The organism is uncultured Pedobacter sp. (assembly GCF_913776295.1).
In the GTDB taxonomy this organism is placed as follows: Bacteria; Bacteroidota; Bacteroidia; order Sphingobacteriales; family Sphingobacteriaceae; genus Pedobacter.
The window spans coordinates 23,301-41,535 of sequence record NZ_CAJYOJ010000027.1 but is presented as its reverse complement, the minus strand read 5'-3'; the positions used below and the strand labels follow the sequence as shown (position 1 = coordinate 41,535).

Annotated in this window: 15 protein-coding genes; 5 read left to right on the top strand and 10 right to left on the bottom strand. The window is 39.2% G+C overall.

Annotation, left to right across the window (positions count from 1 at the left end):
- Positions 1-209: 209 nt before the first annotated feature.
- Both QZ738_RS05295 and QZ738_RS05290 read left to right on the top strand, forming a co-directional pair.
- Entirely contained in the window at positions 210-830 is a 621-nt protein-coding gene (locus QZ738_RS05295; RefSeq protein ID WP_293785400.1) for a sterol desaturase family protein, read from the top strand.
- Position 831: 1 nt separating this feature from the next.
- A complete protein-coding gene (locus QZ738_RS05290; protein ID WP_293785398.1) occupies positions 832-1,773 on the top strand; it encodes a phosphatase PAP2 family protein in 942 nt (313 codons plus the stop codon).
- 30 nt (positions 1,774-1,803) lie between these two features.
- Here QZ738_RS05290 and QZ738_RS05285 read toward each other — a convergent pair whose 3' ends face one another.
- The 5 genes from QZ738_RS05285 to QZ738_RS05265 form a co-directional block, all read right to left on the bottom strand.
- Positions 1,804-2,547, bottom strand: coding sequence for a hypothetical protein (locus tag QZ738_RS05285; protein ID WP_293785396.1), 744 nt, complete (start codon positions 2,545-2,547; stop codon positions 1,804-1,806).
- Between the two features lie 222 nt (positions 2,548-2,769).
- On the bottom strand, positions 2,770-4,005 hold the full coding sequence (locus QZ738_RS05280; RefSeq protein WP_293785394.1) for an alkaline phosphatase family protein: 1,236 nt from the start codon (positions 4,003-4,005) through the stop codon (positions 2,770-2,772).
- Positions 4,006-4,015: 10 nt separating this feature from the next.
- Complete coding sequence (locus QZ738_RS05275) at positions 4,016-4,942, bottom strand: metallophosphoesterase (RefSeq protein ID WP_293785392.1); 927 nt, start codon at positions 4,940-4,942, stop codon at positions 4,016-4,018.
- Positions 4,942-6,732, bottom strand: a complete 1,791-nt coding sequence (locus QZ738_RS05270; protein ID WP_293785390.1) for a RagB/SusD family nutrient uptake outer membrane protein — start codon at positions 6,730-6,732, stop codon at positions 4,942-4,944. The genes QZ738_RS05275 and QZ738_RS05270 overlap by 1 nt, the downstream gene beginning before the upstream one ends.
- 33 nt (positions 6,733-6,765) lie before the next feature.
- A complete protein-coding gene (locus tag QZ738_RS05265; protein ID WP_293785388.1) occupies positions 6,766-9,993 on the bottom strand; it encodes a TonB-dependent receptor in 3,228 nt (1,075 codons plus the stop codon).
- A 192-nt stretch (positions 9,994-10,185) separates the two neighbouring features.
- On the opposite strand from QZ738_RS05265, the gene QZ738_RS05260 reads away from it, so the two are divergent.
- Entirely contained in the window at positions 10,186-10,809 is a 624-nt protein-coding gene (locus tag QZ738_RS05260; protein WP_293785386.1) for a TetR family transcriptional regulator, read from the top strand.
- On the opposite strand, the gene QZ738_RS05255 is transcribed toward QZ738_RS05260, so the two are convergent.
- The gene (locus tag QZ738_RS05255) at positions 10,781-11,038 is read right to left on the bottom strand and encodes a hypothetical protein (protein ID WP_293785384.1); all 258 of its coding nucleotides are present in this window, start codon (positions 11,036-11,038) and stop codon (positions 10,781-10,783) included. The two genes, QZ738_RS05260 and QZ738_RS05255, sit on opposite strands and share 29 nt — an antisense overlap.
- Before the next feature lie 106 nt (positions 11,039-11,144).
- Positions 11,145-11,867, bottom strand: a complete 723-nt coding sequence (locus QZ738_RS05250) for a class I SAM-dependent methyltransferase (protein WP_293785383.1) — start codon at positions 11,865-11,867, stop codon at positions 11,145-11,147.
- A 90-nt stretch (positions 11,868-11,957) separates the two neighbouring features.
- On the opposite strand from QZ738_RS05250, the gene QZ738_RS05245 reads away from it, so the two are divergent.
- Positions 11,958-12,857, top strand: a complete 900-nt coding sequence (locus QZ738_RS05245) for a LysR family transcriptional regulator (protein WP_293785382.1) — start codon at positions 11,958-11,960, stop codon at positions 12,855-12,857.
- Between the two features lie 91 nt (positions 12,858-12,948).
- Here the strand turns inward: QZ738_RS05245 and QZ738_RS05240 are convergent, their stop codons facing one another.
- From QZ738_RS05240 to QZ738_RS05230, 3 genes are all read right to left on the bottom strand, one after another.
- Positions 12,949-14,496, bottom strand: coding sequence for a cryptochrome/photolyase family protein (locus QZ738_RS05240; protein ID WP_293785381.1), 1,548 nt, complete (start codon positions 14,494-14,496; stop codon positions 12,949-12,951).
- A gap of 214 nt (positions 14,497-14,710) precedes the next feature.
- Positions 14,711-15,094, bottom strand: coding sequence for a DUF202 domain-containing protein (locus QZ738_RS05235; protein WP_293785380.1), 384 nt, complete (start codon positions 15,092-15,094; stop codon positions 14,711-14,713).
- Between the two features lie 218 nt (positions 15,095-15,312).
- Positions 15,313-16,050 (bottom strand): LytTR family DNA-binding domain-containing protein, encoded by a 738-nt coding sequence (locus QZ738_RS05230; RefSeq protein ID WP_293785379.1) that lies wholly within the window; start codon positions 16,048-16,050, stop codon positions 15,313-15,315.
- Positions 16,051-16,357: 307 nt separating this feature from the next.
- Here QZ738_RS05230 and QZ738_RS05225 point away from each other — a divergent pair, with 307 nt between their 5' ends.
- Positions 16,358-17,926, top strand: coding sequence for a tail fiber protein (locus tag QZ738_RS05225; protein ID WP_293785378.1), 1,569 nt, complete (start codon positions 16,358-16,360; stop codon positions 17,924-17,926).
- Positions 17,927-18,235: the final 309 nt, after the last annotated feature.

The window sequence follows — 18,235 nt, the reverse complement described above, 5'->3', positions numbered from 1 at the left end:
GGCGGGCATTTCGCTGCGCTTCAGTCGTGATGGCGATTGAATAAGAGTGAGTTGTCATTCTGAGTGTAACGAAGAATCTTTAAGGATAGCGTATTTTATATTGACAGATTGTTTGGGAAGAAGATCCTGAAATACCCGTCCGACTGGCCGGGCGGAAGTTCAGGATGACGATTAAATGAGTGGAGCTGAAAGCCAATTAAATAATTACAATGAAAAAGAATTTTGTTTCCAATTCAACCGCATCCATCAGGATGTTCAAAAACGACTTTTTGGAGAGTCTATCAAAAGTCCAGTTTTACGTACCATTAATCGTATATGTTCCGGTTATTGCCTTTCTGTTTTGGAAAGCACTCTGGGAAATAAACATGACGGCTTTAAGTTTTACAGGATGGTTTTTGCTTGGCCTGGGTATCTGGACCATCACCGAATACGTCCTGCACCGCTATGTTTTTCATTTTGAACCCGAAGCCGAATGGGGTAAAAAGATCCACTTTATTTTTCATGGGGTGCATCACGATTACCCTAATGATGCCAAGCGTTTGGTCATGCCACCCTCCGCCAGTATTCCAATGGCACTGGGTTTTTACTTCCTTTTCGATTGGTTGTTGCCTGATACCATCGTTTATCCGTTTTTTTCAGGTTTTATGATTGGTTACCTGTTTTACGATATGGTGCATTATGCACTTCACCATGCTAATTTTAAAAGTGGTTTCTGGAAAAAGCTAAAGCAGCATCACATGCTTCATCACTACTCTGATTCGACCAAAGGTTATGGCGTAAGCTGGACTTTCTGGGACCACGTTTTCAGGTCTAACTTTGATAAAAAGTAGTATGCAGCAACAACCATCGCTTAAAAAAAGCTTTAATAATATCCGCAATATTTATCTCACAGCTGCTATATCTGTTGGATATCTGTTGTTATCAGTATTACTGGTCGGCTTTAAAACTGATCAGTTGGTACTGATTTTTATCTTTAATGCCCTGTTTTATATTTCTGCACGAACAAGGCAGTTTATTCTCGGTTTTTCCATCTTTATTGTGTACTGGATCCTGTTTGATTACATGAAAGCTTTTCCAAACTATCTTTTTAATACCGTGCATATTGAAGATTTATACAATCTGGAAAAAAATACTTTTGGCATTAACTATCACGGATTAATACTTACGCCTAACGAATATTGGAAAATAAATAGCACTACTTTTTTGGATGTGTTAACAGGGCTATTCTACCTGATGTGGGTACCTGTTCCGCTGGCATTTGCCACTTATCTTTTCTTTAAGAATAAGGACCAGTTTATATATTTCTCACTTACCTTTGTATGGGTAAATTTATTGGGTTTTGTGGTTTACTATGCCTTTCCTGCGGCTCCACCATGGTATGTGCAGGAACATGGCTTCGAATTTATAGCCAAAACAGTAGGGAATACTGCAGGCCTGGCCCGTTTTGATCATTATTTCAACATTACACTTTTTCAGGGGATATACAGTAAAGGTTCCAATGTGTTTGCCGCCATGCCATCGCTGCATTCATCCTATCCGGTTATTGTGGTTTATTACGGCTTAAAAAATCGTTTAGGAATAATTAATATTTTCTTTTTAACCGTCATGTTTGGGATCTGGTTTTCAGCTGTTTATACCAGTCATCATTATACGTTTGATGTATTAGCTGGAGTAATCTGTGCATTTTTGGGAATAATTTCATTTCATTATCTAATGCGTATTACCAGGTTGAAAGAATTTGTAGCAGTTATGATAACAGCGATCAGTAGATAGACTGCGTATTGGATAAGTTTTAAGTAATAATCAGGCAGAAATAGGGAAGGATGATGGACTTTTTTGTACTTCTGATTCCATATGGTTGCTTTTTGCCCTAACCAACAGATAGAACTCTATGCTTGCAACCAGAATCAGGGTATAGCCAAAAAGTTCAAGAGACTCTTCTGATACATTTTTCACATCGCGAATGTATTGCGTTTCCATAACGGCCATCCAAAAAACTTTTCTTCCGTATAGGCGTGCAAAAATGTAGGTGGTAACAATACCCGAGAGTAGGATCCCGAAAGAGAACTGGTGTACAAAATCATTTAAGTTGCAGAAAAACAGCGCTTTCTTCCGGTAAATAAGCAAGGTGGCCAGTATGAGGAGACCAAAAGCTCCGGTTTGCCAGGCACCGTCATAAATATGCTCGTCTAAAAAAGCATCCTGTTCTCTGATAAAAGAGGCCATCATAAAAGCAAATAAGGCGAACGAAAGTGGAAATATGGATTTATATTTAAATGATATATAGAGAAAAATGATTGAACTTATTAGTAGCAATAGGCTCTGAATATATTCTACTGCAGAATCTTCGCTAAACTTATTGCTTGTTGCTTCATGTTGTACATTCCATTTAAGAAATTCGGCAAGCAGGTAAATGAATGCACTATAAATAATAAGCCGGAGAAGGGCAGTTCTAAAACCTTTTGGGTTTGATGTGATTTGATGATTAGCCACCTTGATGAATTTGGATTGATGATCAGCGAAAATCAAATTGTTGATAAATCGCATTAATGAAATTTTTGACTACAAATTTCGATCAGGAACAGCTTTCAAAAAAGGTCTAAAGCTCTTAAAAATTGGTTTAAAGGTACGAATATTTAAAATTTAAGGACATATCTTATTATTTTATCAATTAGAATAAGCGCCATAAGTAATTAAAAAAGCCTTATAGCTGATCGCTTAAGATCAGATATAGGGCTTAGGAATATGAATTTTTCGGAATGAAATTAATTATTTAACACTTATCCATTTGTTAAGCGTATTGTCTGGTGCTTCAACCACTAGTTTATAATATGGGGATGGATCGTTATTAAGGTCGGCCAGATAATGTTGCTGATTAATGTCAACCTCTCCCAGTAAATGATAATCATCTTTTCCACCGGTTTTAAACGCATTAGTGGTTGCCAGCCAGATTTTTACTTTTCCCTTTTTTTCCAATGCCTTCCAGGTGATGTCTAAGTGGTTTTGTACATAATTTGCCTTGAGTGCGGATATGGATACCGGGCCAATAAATGAAGTACCATCAATTTCCTGTTCTACACTTTTTGGAAGTTTTATATTCAGATAACCAGCAATGGAAGGCATAATATCTACTATACTAAGATCGAAGTATTGCGCATAAGTATTCAGGTTTTTATAATTACTTACCATCCAGGTAGAACGCTGACGATCAGATTGTCCGCCATGTCCGCGACCTGTTTTTTCATCACGTCCATGATCGGTTGTGATTACAATCAGCCAATCTTCTTTAAATCGCTGTTGACGGTAATTAATGGCATCCCAAATATGGCCCATTTGTTTGTCCAGCATCTCAACAGCCTTATAAAACTCCGGACTATCACCATAGCGATGGCCCATATCATCCGTATATTCCAGGTATACCCATGATAGATCAGGTGCTTGATCATGAATGGTATTAGCAGCTCGTTTAACCACTTCCTCATCAATAAAATGCATATAGTCAGCTTTTTTATCATGTTTAAAGCGGACAGTATCTAACTCAAAACCATCAGCTACAAAATCGGGCTTAAAGTTTCCGGTTTCGGGAAGACCATCGCCAAGTAGTTTGGTTCGGTTGTCAGTCCAGCTGGAGAAAATAGCTGTTTTTTTATCAGGGTATTGATTTTTGAAAAGCCTGAAAATATGCTGATAATTATAATTTGGAGCTTTGATATCATTATCAGGTACGTTATGCTTGTTTACCCAGGTGCCGGTAAGCAAGCTATTATAACCCACAGCAGATATAGTTGGTGTTTCGTTATAACTTGCTTTATCTCCGCCCACATGCATGCGCGAATAGGAACCTGTAGAGATGATTTTCTTGAAATTAGGTAATTCCAATCGTTCTATTACATCGGCAGGGATACCATCGGCGATAACATAAACCACCTTTCGTGGCCCGTTTTGAGCAAGTGCCGATAGCGATAAAGGAAAAAAGCAGGTAAAAATAATGGTCCTTAGTAACATCGTTTTGTGATTAGAAAGTGTGTGGGAAATATTCGTTTTCAACTGTTCCGTCATCGTACATTTTAAGCAATGCATATCCGGGTGGCGTTTCCTGGTAATAACCGGGGCCTTCTGATTCTGCATCGCCTTTGCCCCACCAAAAACCACTCATGGCTCCATTGCAGCAGTATTGAATACCATTGTATACCGTTTGATCAGAGAGATGGTTGTGTCCGCTCAGGCAGATTTTTACCTTATCGCGATGTTTGTAGAAGAGATTCTTCAGTTTTTTACAATCCGAATGTCCGCCGCCAACCAATACCTGGGTGGTGCCCAGGATCGGATAGTGTGACATGATCAGCGTAGGTGTGCCGGCAGGCAGGTTTTTTAATTCCTGCTCAAGCCAGTTATACTGTTCATCATCAAGAGAAATTTTGCTGTTGTTGCCGTCAACGATAATAAAGTGCCAGTTTTTTTTAGAGAAACTGTAGTAGCGATTAGGAATTTTCAGCCGTTTTACCACATAGTTCTTTCCATACATTTCATCGTCTGTTGCAGGCGCTTTCCACCAGATATCGTGATTGCCAATACAACTGTATATTTTGTATTTATCGATCACCTTAGTGCATTCATCCCAAATATCCCATTGTTCAGTTACCTGATCGCGTACCACATTATCATAAGAAGCATCATTAATGGAATCTCCTCCGTTTAAGAAGAAATCAACTTTATGTTTGCTGATTATCTGATTTAAACATGCTTTGAATCGCAATGGGGCATTTTCTCCTGCACGGATATGAACATCAGTAATGTGTGGCACAGTAAGCACCAGCTTCTTACCTTTCGGTTTATCTGTAAGCGTTTCTGAAGCCAGACTGGGCAATGCGCCCAAAAATGCCGTTCCTGCCGATATTCCTATTGCCTTTATTAAAGACCTTCTCGTTATTTCTGCCATCATTACCAGCCAAAAATTTGTTTCAGTTTAGGATTCAGGATGACTTGTTGCTGCGGAATAGGGCGGTAATAGAATTTGGGTTCTTCGAAGTTTCTGGTCACATTTTCTGTTACAATATTACCGCCGTTGTTGCCATTCTTCAAATAAACCGTTGCATCAGTACCGATAAGTCCTGCACGGTAATAAATAAGTTTTACCCCAAGCGAATTTTTTTCTTTCTGGTCTTCACCAGGGATAGTGGCCGTTCTGTCAATCAGCATGATGTCATCAACACCATCACCGGTAAGGTCGTATTTGCCCAATCCGGCAAAATACATGCCTTCCGGACTTTTGGTTAGCAGTTTGCCCACCTTCCAACGCATTAAATCATCAAAGCGCATGTTTTCGAAAGCATATTCTACCCTTCGTTCCCTTCTGATTTCAAGTATAACACCTGCATTGGCCGCAACATTTGGATACTGTAACTGCAATACCGGATCTGGATTGGCATTAGCCGCTGCCAGATTAAGATCAGGCAGACCCGCTCTTTTACGAAGAAGATTTATCGATTGGTCGAGCTGGGCCTGCGTTAAGGTGCCCAATTCAGCAAGCGCTTCAGCATAAGTTAACAGGATTTCTGCATAGCGGTATACCGGAAAATCTACACCGTTTAAGATCGCGTTATCAGTGCTGTTTACATAACCTTTCAACTGATGATAACCTGTAAAATTTTTGTTTAAACGCTGGATATAGGGGGTAGGATCGGGTACCCTGATCCAGCCCGGGTAAACCATTGTTTGCGACATCCGCGGATCTCTGTTTTTAAATTCTGTCACAAAACCCAGCTGCGTGTAGTTTGCTACATCTGTAAACCTCGTTCCATCTTTCATTAAGTAAGTTTCTAACAGGTTCTTGGCTGGTGCCTGCTCATAATCGCCAAAGACGGTAGAATTTACATTCTGGCTTTTGTTTTTACTCAGGTCAAAGATGTTAACTAAAATCACTTCGCTATTGGCTGTTAAATCCTGACTGGAGAAAAGCGTTGCATAATCTTGTTCCGGTTTTCCGGTGTTGTAAATGTTAAACTTTTTGCTGGCGATGATTTCTCCTGAAATTCTTGCTGCAGTTTCTAAAAATGCATTTGCTGAGCCGCTTAAATTGAGTTCGTTATGGTATTTACGATAAGTGCCCTCATAAAGTGCTGCCCGCGCATATAAAGTGGCCACTGCCCATTTTCCCGGAGTACCTACCGGAACACTCTCCCTTACATTTTTATAGGCAAAATCTAAATCTGCCATGATACTGTCGGCAATCAACGTCCTTGGATCCCGGGCTTTGTAGAGTGCATCATCACTAGGTTCCAATGTACCTGAATACCAGGGTACGTCAGAGAAACGCTTAACTTTATCTAAATAGAATTCAGCGCGGTAATACCTGGCTAAACCCGCGTAGTGGTTTTTAACGGCAGCAGAAACCTGTGCTTTTCCGCAATTCTCTAGAAAATAGTTAATGTTTCTTAACCTGCTCCAGCTCCAGCCAGTGGTAATGTTTTGGGCGGTCGCATTTCCTCCCATAATATTTTTTATCTCAACTGCTGCTGTAGTGGATACGTTATCCGTACTCTGATCATTAAGGTAAGTACTGCGGTCTGGCTGAGAGAGTAGGCCATTGATATAGAGCGAAAGATCACTTTCTGTGTTAAAAAAGAGGCCAGGGGAGACGGAGGTTTGAGGGAAACGATCAAGCCCTGCTTTTTTACAGGCTGCGAGCATACCTGCAACTGCAATAAACACGATATATATATACTTTTTCATTTTCTAATGATTTAATTATGATAGATCCAAAAATTAAAAATCGAGGTTTAAACCGAAGGCATATCTCCGTTGATAAGGATATGCCCAGGCACTTGGTCCCTGGTTAACCGCTTCCGGATCAATAAATTTCTTGATAGAAGAGAACTCATACAGGTTTTCTCCGGTCACAAATACGCGAAGACGGTTTACATGAAACTTTTTGGTCCACTGAACCGGTAAGGTATAACCAAACGATACGTTTTTGATCCTCAGGTAAGCACCGTTTAATAAATATTTAGTCTGGGGAATATCTAAACCCGATCCATAATTGGCATCGGCAAGCCAAGATTGTAATACCGGATATTGAGAATCGGTATTGGCATCAGCAAGGCCCGCGGCAATATATGAAGCGGAGTGTTTGGCTCTTTGTTCCGGCGAATCAGCTGCTCCACGGTAAAAATCTAGGTTCCATGGATAAACGTTGGCATACGGCTGCTGGTAAGGCCCCCAGAAAAGATAGTGATGAGGATAAAAATCTCTTTTTAATACGCCCTGCAAAAATACAGAAACATCAAAACCACCCCAATCCATATTCAGATTGGCACCGATCGTATAACGGTCAGCACTGTTACCGATAATTTTTAAATCTTTCGGATCGTTTGAACTTAAACCCCTTTCAATTTTCTTATTTCCATCTAGGTCTACATATTTTGGCCATCCTTCAACAATGGAGAGGGCGCCCCATGGAATAATGGCAGATTCATCTAAAGCAGCAATTTCTGCTTTACTACGGAAAACCCCATCATTCTGTAATCCCCAGATTTCTCCGAGTGTTTGCCCCTCGCGGTAATTTGAAAACAGGTTCTGATCATTTTTAAATCTGGTAATTTTAGCTTTAGAATCGGCCAGGAATATTTTAGTATCAAAGCTGAAAGGTTTTGAACCCAGTTCAAACCTGTCTCGGTAAGTTACTGAAAGTTCCCATCCTTTGGTACGAAGATCGGCAGAATTCTGACGTGGTACACCTGTGCCTAACACCCCTGGAAGTTCCTGTCCTGCAGTAAGCATTCCTTTGGTATCACGGATATAATAATCGAAAGTGAAAGAAAGTTTATCGTTCAACAGACCAATATCGGTACCCATATTTAAGGTAGATATTCTTTCCCATGTATAGGTTCGTGGGTCTACGTTTAATCCAGGGGCACCATTGATCACCTGGTTCTGGCCACTTCCTCCAATTAAATAACCAGAAGTACCAGTTACCAGTGATTGGATATAACCAAAGTTTGCTACGTTATCGTTTGGAAGAGCACCCTGATTGCCAAGTTCTCCATATGAGGTTCGAAGTTTAAAGGTAGATACTACAGGCGATAGTATCTTAAAGAAATCTTCTCCACTTGCTATCCAGGCCAAAGAAGCTGAAGGAAAGAATCCCCAGCGCCTATTTACAGGAAACCGCGATGAACCATCGTACCTTCCTGTAGCTTCCAGGATGTACCTGTTTTTGTACGTGTAATTTAATCTCGAAAATGCACTATTGGTAGCATAAGCGGAATAACCTGCACTAGCAGTAGCCGTTCCACTGGTGAGCGATAGGTACGGTAGAGAAGAAGAAATCAGAATGTCTTTACTCGCGTTTACAGTAGAATAGCTGTAGTCTTCGCTATTAAAACCTACCATTGCACTGAAAAAATGGTCGCCAAGCGTCTTTTTATAAGTGCTATAGATATTAAATGCGTTATTAAACAGGTAACCATTGTTTTCGGTTACTGAACCGGTCCCACCTTCTTCGCGGATATCATTCGGACCATAGCCGATTTTGTATTTTTTACTGTCATTATGCGTTTTCCAGAGTTCACGTTTAAAAGAAGCGTCAGCGTTTACCTGAAGATCACCTTTTAAAAATAAAGCTGTTGCACTCGTAATATTCTGAAAACCAAACATATTTTGAAGGTTATTTCCTCCATCTACAAGTTTTGCAGCTAGTTTTCCGGCAGCGGTATTCGCCCATGTGCCATCAGGATTCGTAGCTACGTCGGTAGGCATCAGGTAATACAGGTCCGTAATGTTTCCGTTTGGAAGTGCCCGTTTAGTTTGATAAATATTCAGGTTATTATCTATTTTAAGCCACGAAAGTGGAGAAAAACCAATTTTTGACCTCAGTCCATAACGGTCCCAGTAATCTGCAGTCAGTTTATTTAACCCATTATCTCTGGTATAATCTGCAGAGAGGTAGTAGGTTAAAGGCTTTTCGTTTACCGCAGCTCCACCAGAAAAAGTAAGGGTATGGCTTTTAGATAAACTAGAGTGATTAAAAAAATATTCATACCAGTCGTTACTGCCCATATAGGCCCATTTGGTAGGGTCGGTTGGATTTAACCGGGTATCGGCTATAGCAGGGTTATCCGATCTTTCTTTCGCCCAGCGGTAATATTCGTCAGAATAATTTACATAATCCCATGGAGTGTTATCTGTAGCAGTTTCTAATACCCTCGAAAAAATATAGGGATCGGTCACCGGCCTGGGTAGTAAGGTTGGCTTTGCCCATGATTGGAAAGTATTGTAACTAATGGTATTATTACCAGCAACACCTTGTTTAGTGGTAATCAGAATTACACCGAATGCAGCACGTGCGCCATAAATGGCTGCCGATGCCGCATCGCGCAATACGGTAAACGAAGTAATATCGCTAGGGGTTAAGCGCAACATATCATCAGTGCTGGTAGCAGGAATACCATCGATAACAATTAATGGCGAGCCACCATTAATGGAAGTATAGCCTCTGATATTGATGTTGGGTACACTGCCTGGCGCGCCGCCTGAGTAAGTGATATTGAGTCCGGGACTAATGCCCTGTAAGCCCTGCAATACATTGCTTACAGGTCTCGATTCGAGCTGTTTGCCAGAAATCTGATCAATTGCGCCGGCAACATTGATTTTTTTCTTGGTTCCAAAACCAATAACCATTACCTCATCGAGGTTGGCAAAGTCAGGAGATAAAGAAATATCGATTTTTGCCCGGCCACTAACCAAAATTTCCTGTTGCTTGTAGCCAATGTAGGAAAATATAAGTGTGGCATCAGGTTTTACATTACTTAAGGTGTAAATACCATTACTGTTGGTAGCGATATGCAGGTTTGTCCCTTTTACAGTAATGTTTACGGCAGGGAGCGTTTCCCCTGTCTTTGCATCAGTAACCACGCCTTTTATTGCGATCCCTTGTGCAAAGCCGCTTGTAGACAGAATCAATAGCATGAATATCCAGATTAGCCTTTTTTTCATTTTCTTAATATTTAGTTGTTTGATTTGGAATGATAAGCTCTTTTCAGCGGTGCTAAGTTGAACATATCATATTAAGGATAGGTTAAGGTTCAATTAATATATTAATTGAACGTTCATTCAATATATTTAATAAAATAAATTTGCAGAATCCAAACGCTTTTGATTAGTTTGCCCCATTAAATTAGCTGCACGATGGGACGTAAAAGTCTAAAAGAGACAAGGAGACAGGAAATTATAAAGGTATTTTACCAGGTGGCCAAAAAAGAGGGCTACGAAAATACCTCTATAGCCAAGATTGCAAAGGTGATGGATATTAACCCGAGCCTCATTATTCATTATTTTGAAACCAAGGAAGGACTCACTTACGAATTGATCGACCACATACTTGACCGGTATTTACTGATCTATACTGTAAAGAATAAAGAGAAAGCATCCTTAAGCGATTTGCAAAGTACGATTGAAATGCTTTTTTCTAAAAAATGGAACCTGCTTTTTGATGACGGTTTGTTTTATACTTTTTATGCTTTGGCGTTTAGGGAGAAAAAAATCAAGCAAAAGTATAAGCTAATTCTGGATTCGTTGCGCAAAGGACTTGCGTTGTTGATTGAACAGTGCAATGCGCAGTGCATTACAAATGTAAACGACCCAAAGGTTGCAGCCGATTTCATTTTTGTAATGGTTGACGGCGCTTATTTTTATCTTTCGTTGGAAAATGATAAAAAAGCTTATTCGGAGCGATTAGCCTATTATAAGCAGAAAGCTTATGATCTGCTTTGCATACCTCCGACTAAGGCACTTTCTGATCCTGCTTGCTAAACTGCTTGCTTAAAGCATACAAACCAATAGACATCCAGAGTACATTTGCGACAGCATTGGGTAGATCGTTTGTGTTTAACGCAGTTATTGCTAAACACAATCCGCCCAGAATGTTGAGGGCCTGAAAAGAAAATGAATCGGAACGGATTAATTTCATACTTAAAAAAAGGTATGCCAGCGTGCAAAATACCACCCCAGACCATCCGATAATTGACATTGCTACTTTCATATTTTACCCGATTTATTTTTCGATTTCTGTTGTAATGAAAACATAAAGTATTCTTTCTGATAAGGATATACCAGATATCGGTGATCCTCCACCTGGTATAAACTTTTTATTTTATTGCACCAAATGCTGCAAAATAGGAGTTTTTGTGCAGAATTTCGGTAACGCTGAAACCCACTTTCTGCAATAAGCCCAGTTGATAGTTTAGTGACCGTGGGGTATCTTCATATTCAATATAATCTAGTACTTTTTGTCTGTAATCTTTACCACCAAGTTTTTCCAGGTAAGCCCTATACTGATCCTGAAAAAGTTTATCTATCACCACTGAGTCGTGCGCAATAAGGTCTGAAATCCAGATACTGCCACCTGGCTTCAAAGCCTTGTAAATCTTGGTAAAAACAATTTCCCAATCGGCATCGGTACGTAAATGATGAAATGTAGCTGCGGCCAGTACAATATCGAAATGGTTGTCGGGCAAATCCAGGTTTCTCATATCGTCCTGTATCAGCGTTATTTTTCCTGTGGTTTGCGCCGATACCCTATCTTTTGCGCGTGTTAACATCGGTAAACTTAAATCATTCAGGGTACAGTTTAGGTGTTGGATTTTGCTCAGCATTTTCAACGTATAGTTGCCCGCACCACAGCCGATATCTAAAAGTTCAGTAGCATTTGGATTAGTGTATTGAGCAGCTTCGGTGCAAAGTTCCATTGTTAACGGTGCATCAATGGTGGTTTGCTGACCGCTTTCCAGATTGGAGAAACGTTCAACATCGCTGTGGAACCTTGTTTTTATCTCATCGTTTGTTGCTTTATGCGAATAATCTTGATTCATGTTTTTGATTTTTTGTAAAGTTATTACGGTTTATCATATTTGTAAAATATCAAATTTTGCAATTATTGATACCTAATAAGTATTGTGAATATGGAGCTACGACACCTTTTGTATTTTAAAACTGTTGCAGAAGAACTGCATTTTACCAAAGCGGCAACGAAGCTCTTTATTTCGCAACCGCCCTTAAGCAGGCAGATTAAGGAATTGGAAGAGGAACTCGACGTAATGTTATTGGTGAGGAATAATAAAAGAGTGGCCTTAACAAATGCCGGTAAATATTTTAAAAGTGAAGTAGACGCTTTATTCGCCAAGCTTGCAGAAAGTAAAGAAGTGGTGCGTAAAATCCATAAAGGTGTTAGCGGCGAATTTAAGATCGGTTATATCAGCTCGGTTTACCAATCGCAGCTTGCCGAAATTTTAAAGTTGATGCATCAGGAATTTCCCTACTTAAAAACGAGTTTATTTGAAGTGCCTACACTCGCCCAGATTAAGGCGCTGGAACATGGCGATTTAGATGTTGGGATTTTGAGAGCACCGGTCTTATCCGAAGAACTGAGGGTAGATTCTCTGTTTTTTGACCCTTTCGTGGTGGTTACGCCTTTAAGAGAACATCAAATAGCTGATGGATATGCTCTTGCTGACTACTTAAGTAAGCGTCCGTTTATTTTCTTCAATAAAGAATTTGCACCACAGTACAACCAGAAACTCATAGAAATTTGCCAGAGATTGGGCTTCACGCCTGATATTACGCATGAGGCTAACAATGTACACTCGATATTACAGTTGGTGGAGGCGGGTTTGGGTGTTTCTATTTTACCGTTGTCGTTAAAAAAGCAATACGCACAGCTAAACTTATCTTTTATTGAAATTGAAGACATTCCTATTAATACAGAGGTAGTATTGGCTTATAAAGAATCGAATAGAAACGAGGTGTTAAACTGGTTTATTGAGCATTATAAGCAGCTAAAAATTAATGACGCTGTATCGTAATTTATTGAGCAGACATTTCTTTTTTATAGCCACAAGAAAATGCGGTGATGTTAAATCTTGTTACACATTCCAATTTATACTTGTGGTTACATCAAAGATTGTCCAGATTTTTTAAGACAAAGTCTGCTCTTTTCAGCACCTCGGATCTCAAATTGGCATCCATTTTATCCCAGATCCGGTAAACCATAGAAAGCCGGCGGTTTTTGCCAAGCTTGTTTCGGTTTCTATCATGGAAGTCCCAATACAGGCTGTTAAACGGGCAGGAATTTTCGCCGGTTTTTTCTGTTCGGTCGTACTTGCAGTTATCGCAGTAATTGCTCATCTTATGGATGTAGTTTGCGGTGGCGGTATAGGGTTTGGAACCTGTAATTCCGCCATCTGCATATTGGCTCATTCCTCTGGTATTGGTAATTTCTACCCACTGTATCGCATCAATGTAGATACCCAGGTACCAAAAATCAACTTCATCTGGATGGATGCCGGCAAGCAGCGCAAAATTTCCTGTGATCATTAATCGCTGGATGTGATGCGCATAGGCATATTCCAAAGACTGGTTAATGGAATGTTTTAAACAGTTCATATCCGTTTTTCCTGTCCAGTACCATTTTGGAAGTTTTCTGTTATGGTCAAAGAAGTTCATTTTTTCAAATGCAGGCATTTTCATCCAGTAAATCCCCCGCATGTATTCACGCCAGCCCAAAATCTGCCGAACAAACCCTTCTATCTGATTTATAGTGATCGATTTCTTATTTTCCCTCCAGTAGTTAATCGCAAAGTTGACTACCTCAACCGGTGAAATAAGTTTGGTGTTCATACTGAAAGACAGGCGAGAATGATAAAGAGACCATTCTTGGGTATGCATCGCGTCCTGGAAAGTGCCAAATAGCGGAAGGCAATTTTCGCAGAAATAGCGTAGAAGTTTTAAAGACTGATGCCTGTTTACAGGCCAGAGCAAATTTTTGGGATCTACATTGCCAATGGTCTTAATCTTTGCAGTTCTTATTCTTTCATATGTTTTGCTTACATCGTTATCAAATAAAAGGGGAGGGTTTGGTTGGTGGTTTTTAGGGAGTTTCCTGCGGTTTTCCTGGTCGAAATTCCATTTGCCTCCCAGCGGATCGTTGCCATCATCTAACAAGATGTGATGTTTCAAACGCATAGCCCGGTAGAAACTTTCCATCAACAATTCTTTTTTACCCGAAAAGAAATCTGCTAACTCAGTTCTGCCAGTGTAAAAGTGCTCGGTATCAAAAACTCGGCTGGCGATATTTAAGTTATTGCAGAACTTACTCAGTTCCTGGTCGAGCCGATATTCATCAGGCAACTGATAGTGGAATTCTGTTATTCCGAATTTCTTTATTAAGTAGTTCAGGTTATCTGAAAAATTTTGTTTGTTCTTCGGGTCGTCGAGTTGCAGGTAAATAGTTTCAAATCCATTAGCGTTTAACCATTCGGCAAAGTTTTCCATTGCTGCGAAAAACGCACATGCTTTCTGGATGTGGTGCCAAACATAATTGGTTTCTGTTTTTACTTCCATCAATACGTGCAACGTATCAGGCGCTGCCTTCTCAAACCAGGAGTGCTGTGTGTTGAGCTGGTCGCCCAACACGAGCCGTAATATTTTATACTTTTTTCCCATAGCTAAGGATGTCCACTCAGATTGCTCACTAGTGGAAACTGGATTTCTATGATATTGTTTGGAAGAAAAATGACAGAACCGATGATATTTTTACAGGATTGTATTTAAAGTTGAATTGAAGAGTAATGATATTTATTAGTTTAGCTGCTAGCAATACAATAAAAATGCAGGGCCTACAGCTCTATATATTTTAATTGTCTTATTTTATTGAACGTCAAGAAACAGCTTTCATCAGATAAATAAGCAACGCGATACTGGCAGCAAAGATCATCACGGTAATTGCCTTAATAAATATTGTAGAATGGTAATAAAGCCCTTTTTCCAGTTGAAACTTCGTTTTCTGATACCTTAAAAACGATAGTATAATGGTGATGGTGCCAAGCGCAACCAACAATATCCCGATTTTTCTCGAATCGCCGGTCTGGTGCACAGAAACTTTAGTTCCAAGGGCCAACGAGATCTGCTTGATGAATAAGGAGAATTTTACCACTACAAATCCAAAACCCATAACAGCTATACTAGTCCTGATCCAGGCTAAAAAAGTACGTTCATTGGCCAAATGGTCGCCCGGCGCGCCTGTTGATTGTTTTTCGCTCATTGTTCATATTTACTATCACTAACATTTGTTCTCTGTCAATAGTTTCACGGCATGATATTCAGTTGAGTTTGATTTGAAGTGGTAGCATAATATGTGTCATTGAACATTTGCATTCGTAACACGGCAAAATTGAGAAGTGTTGTGCTTTTTTAAGATATTAACAATTTTTATACATTACATCAGGTTATCTTTTATAATTTAAATAACCTTAATGTTAATTAATTTCGTCCGGTTTTAATTGTTTTTGTTTTTACGAAACCGATAAGTTCATCACGGTAATTTTCACCAATGGTTAGTAAAAGATCGTTTTTCATTCTCACCAGATTATTTTCTATTTCCTCCAGATAGTTTCTTGAAATGATAAAAGACCTGTGAATTTGAATAAATGAACTATTATGCTTGAGTATTTCTTTGATTTTTGTAAGGGTGATATGCGCAATAACAGTTTTTTGGGTAGTATATATCGAAATGTAATTCTGAATGCTTTCTATTGCCACAATTTCATCAAACCTGATTTTTACCAATTTTGATTTATCATTTTTACTTTTAATAAAGAAATACTGCTCATCATTTTTTTTCTCCGGGATGGAGAGCAAACGCCTGCTGTGTAATTTATGTAGCACTGAAGCAAAATGGCCCAGAGAGAAGGGTTTGAGGAGAAAAGCATCAGCTTCGATTTCAAATGCATCTAGTGCGTATCTGGAATGTGCTGTTGTAAAAATCAGGTTTCTTGTTTTATCGCGGATAATCTTGGCTAAATCTATTCCTGAAAGACCTGGCATCTCAATGTCCATGAAAACAATATCAAGACTATCGCCTGCAGTAATGTGTTTCATCGCTTTAATGGGGTCTGTAAAACTTTCTAAAAGTTCATAGTCGTCGAGCGAGTTGAGATAATCACAGAGTAAATCTAAGTTTGCAGGATCATCATCTACTGCAATACACTTTAATTTCATATAGGAGAGAGCTATTTCACCCAAATATATAATCTGTATCGATAAATAACAAAAAAAAAGCAGTTTCATCATACATTTTATACTGTTCATAATACAAAAACTGCCTTTATGTGTAAATGTAGCACCTGGGCATATGATTTTTATTTTATTTCGCTCATCTTCGATGATAATTTATCCATCCTTCTCAAACAAAAATGATGCATATACATTGACTGACTTTCAATGTAATGCATTTAGTCAGTTTTCATTAGGTTATCAATAAAAAAAACAGTAATCCATCATACAGAGCAAATAAAATAAAGAAAAAATGAAACCTAACTGCAATCAAAAATTAAGATTTATTGGTACGGTTTTAGCAATTTTTAGTGGGTTGTTGCAATCAAATGCGCAGGAAACTTTACAAAGCGTAACTAATCGTGGCAATATAACCAATAATGGACTCAGAATTAATTCTTCGCTTGATGTCGGAGATGCTTACGATCCATCCAGATACGGTTTTTTACAAGTTGCACGCCCGGCTAACCAGGGAAACTTGTTCCATATTTCGCTGATCAGAGACGGCAATATGGTTTATGGCTTAGGTCTTTTAAACAACTCAAGCACATTTGGTTTGCAGCCGGGAGGTAGCAACCTGACAACTGAAGGGCTTTTTATGCCCCCTTCAGGTAATATAGGCATAGGCAATCAAAATCCAGCTTTTAAACTTGATGTGGCAGGACATATCAGATCTTCCGGCACTCTTTACGTTTCTTCTGACAATGCAACCGGGGGTGGTATTAAGCTAGCCGATGATGGAGATATCGTTGACTTGAATGACGGATGGGCCACCCATCGTTTTAGCTATGGAATTAGGATCAATGATGCAAATTCAGGTGGGATGCCAGTAATCCAATTGTCTAATGGGAATCATCACCCAACCTTATTTGGCTCAAACGGGTTTGGTATTGGTACGCAGAACCCCCTTGGCGCATTTGAGGTTTTGGGAACTGCTGTATTTGGGAGCAACATTGATCCAAATTCAACCAGTGGAAATCTTGGCTATTTGAACGGAACAGGGAAAATGTTAATCGGTTCTAACCGGTCTGGTGGTAGGGGTGAAGCGAGCTTTATTGCTAACCAGGGTGCTGGTTCTAATGGTGGATTTACATTTTATAACCATAATAATCAGGGCGTTGAAAAAGAGCTGATGACCATGAATGGAAATGGAAATATTGGAATTGGTACCTCATCGCCATCAACAGCTTTCGATGTGAGAGGGATTATTAGTACCCCGGAGATTGCTTTTCGAAATGCGGATGGAGGAGATGATTCCGATCCTTACCGTTTAAGGAAAGTTCAGGGGGGAGCGAATACAAATTGGTTAGAACTCCAGCTTAATGATGACGAAACGGAATCTTTCAGGATCTATGGAAACTCGTGCGTAGGCTATAGCTGTGGAAACTACAGTGGAAATTTGTATCATTCCTTCGATGCAATGGGCAATGTATATCATAAAGGCAATGTAGGTATCGGTACAACCACACCTAGCGAAAAACTAACCGTTAATGGTAAAATTAAGGCCAATGAAATCCGTGTGGATGGCCAGGGTGCACCAGATTATGTTTTTGAAAAGAAATATAAACTCGGAACGCTGAATGAATTGGAAAATTTTATTAAAAAGAACAAACACTTGCCTGAAGTACCATCAGCTGCGGAATTTGAAAGGGACGGAATAGCCGTTGGTGAAATGAATAAGTTGCTGCTCAAAAAAATAGAAGAACTTACTCTCTATCTTATAGACGAACATAAGCTAAATACTGAACGAGCCAGAATCTTAGATGTTCAGCGTTCAAAAATTACTCAATTGGAGAGAAAAATAAAATCTATTAAGAAATGAAACTTCTTTTTCAAATAGTTATTATATCCGACTATTGTTGCCTTTCAAAATTATTTCATTTTAAGTATACGTTGAGTTAGAAAACAGACTTAGTAAAAAATGTAGTTTCGTCATACATTTTAACTTGTTCAAAGTATAAATACATCCATTATGTGTAATGCCTTAGCTTAGAGATATGCATTTTGTTTTTTTCCACCCATATTAGTACAGAATTTCACCACTATACAAACAGACAAAATGTATACATCTTGATTGTTAACCCAATATAAATAGATAGGTAAAACACCAGTTGTGTAATTGGTAGTGTTT

Bases quoted from the DNA above. Each gene is read 5' to 3' on its own strand.
- QZ738_RS05295 (WP_293785400.1), top strand. From the start codon at position 210: ATGAAAAAGAATTTTGTTTCCAATTCAACCGCATCCATCAGGATGTTC.
- QZ738_RS05290 (WP_293785398.1), top strand. From the start codon at position 832: ATGCAGCAACAACCATCGCTTAAAAAAAGCTTTAATAATATCCGCAAT.
- QZ738_RS05285 (WP_293785396.1), bottom strand. From the start codon at position 2,547: ATGCGATTTATCAACAATTTGATTTTCGCTGATCATCAATCCAAATTC.
- QZ738_RS05280 (WP_293785394.1), bottom strand. From the start codon at position 4,005: ATGTTACTAAGGACCATTATTTTTACCTGCTTTTTTCCTTTATCGCTA.
- QZ738_RS05275 (WP_293785392.1), bottom strand. From the start codon at position 4,942: ATGATGGCAGAAATAACGAGAAGGTCTTTAATAAAGGCAATAGGAATA.
- QZ738_RS05270 (WP_293785390.1), bottom strand. From the start codon at position 6,732: ATGAAAAAGTATATATATATCGTGTTTATTGCAGTTGCAGGTATGCTC.
- QZ738_RS05265 (WP_293785388.1), bottom strand. From the start codon at position 9,993: ATGAAAAAAAGGCTAATCTGGATATTCATGCTATTGATTCTGTCTACA.
- QZ738_RS05260 (WP_293785386.1), top strand. From the start codon at position 10,186: ATGGGACGTAAAAGTCTAAAAGAGACAAGGAGACAGGAAATTATAAAG.
- QZ738_RS05255 (WP_293785384.1), bottom strand. From the start codon at position 11,038: ATGAAAGTAGCAATGTCAATTATCGGATGGTCTGGGGTGGTATTTTGC.
- QZ738_RS05250 (WP_293785383.1), bottom strand. From the start codon at position 11,867: ATGAATCAAGATTATTCGCATAAAGCAACAAACGATGAGATAAAAACA.
- QZ738_RS05245 (WP_293785382.1), top strand. From the start codon at position 11,958: ATGGAGCTACGACACCTTTTGTATTTTAAAACTGTTGCAGAAGAACTG.
- QZ738_RS05240 (WP_293785381.1), bottom strand. From the start codon at position 14,496: ATGGGAAAAAAGTATAAAATATTACGGCTCGTGTTGGGCGACCAGCTC.
- QZ738_RS05235 (WP_293785380.1), bottom strand. From the start codon at position 15,094: ATGAGCGAAAAACAATCAACAGGCGCGCCGGGCGACCATTTGGCCAAT.
- QZ738_RS05230 (WP_293785379.1), bottom strand. From the start codon at position 16,050: ATGAAATTAAAGTGTATTGCAGTAGATGATGATCCTGCAAACTTAGAT.
- QZ738_RS05225 (WP_293785378.1), top strand. From the start codon at position 16,358: ATGAAACCTAACTGCAATCAAAAATTAAGATTTATTGGTACGGTTTTA.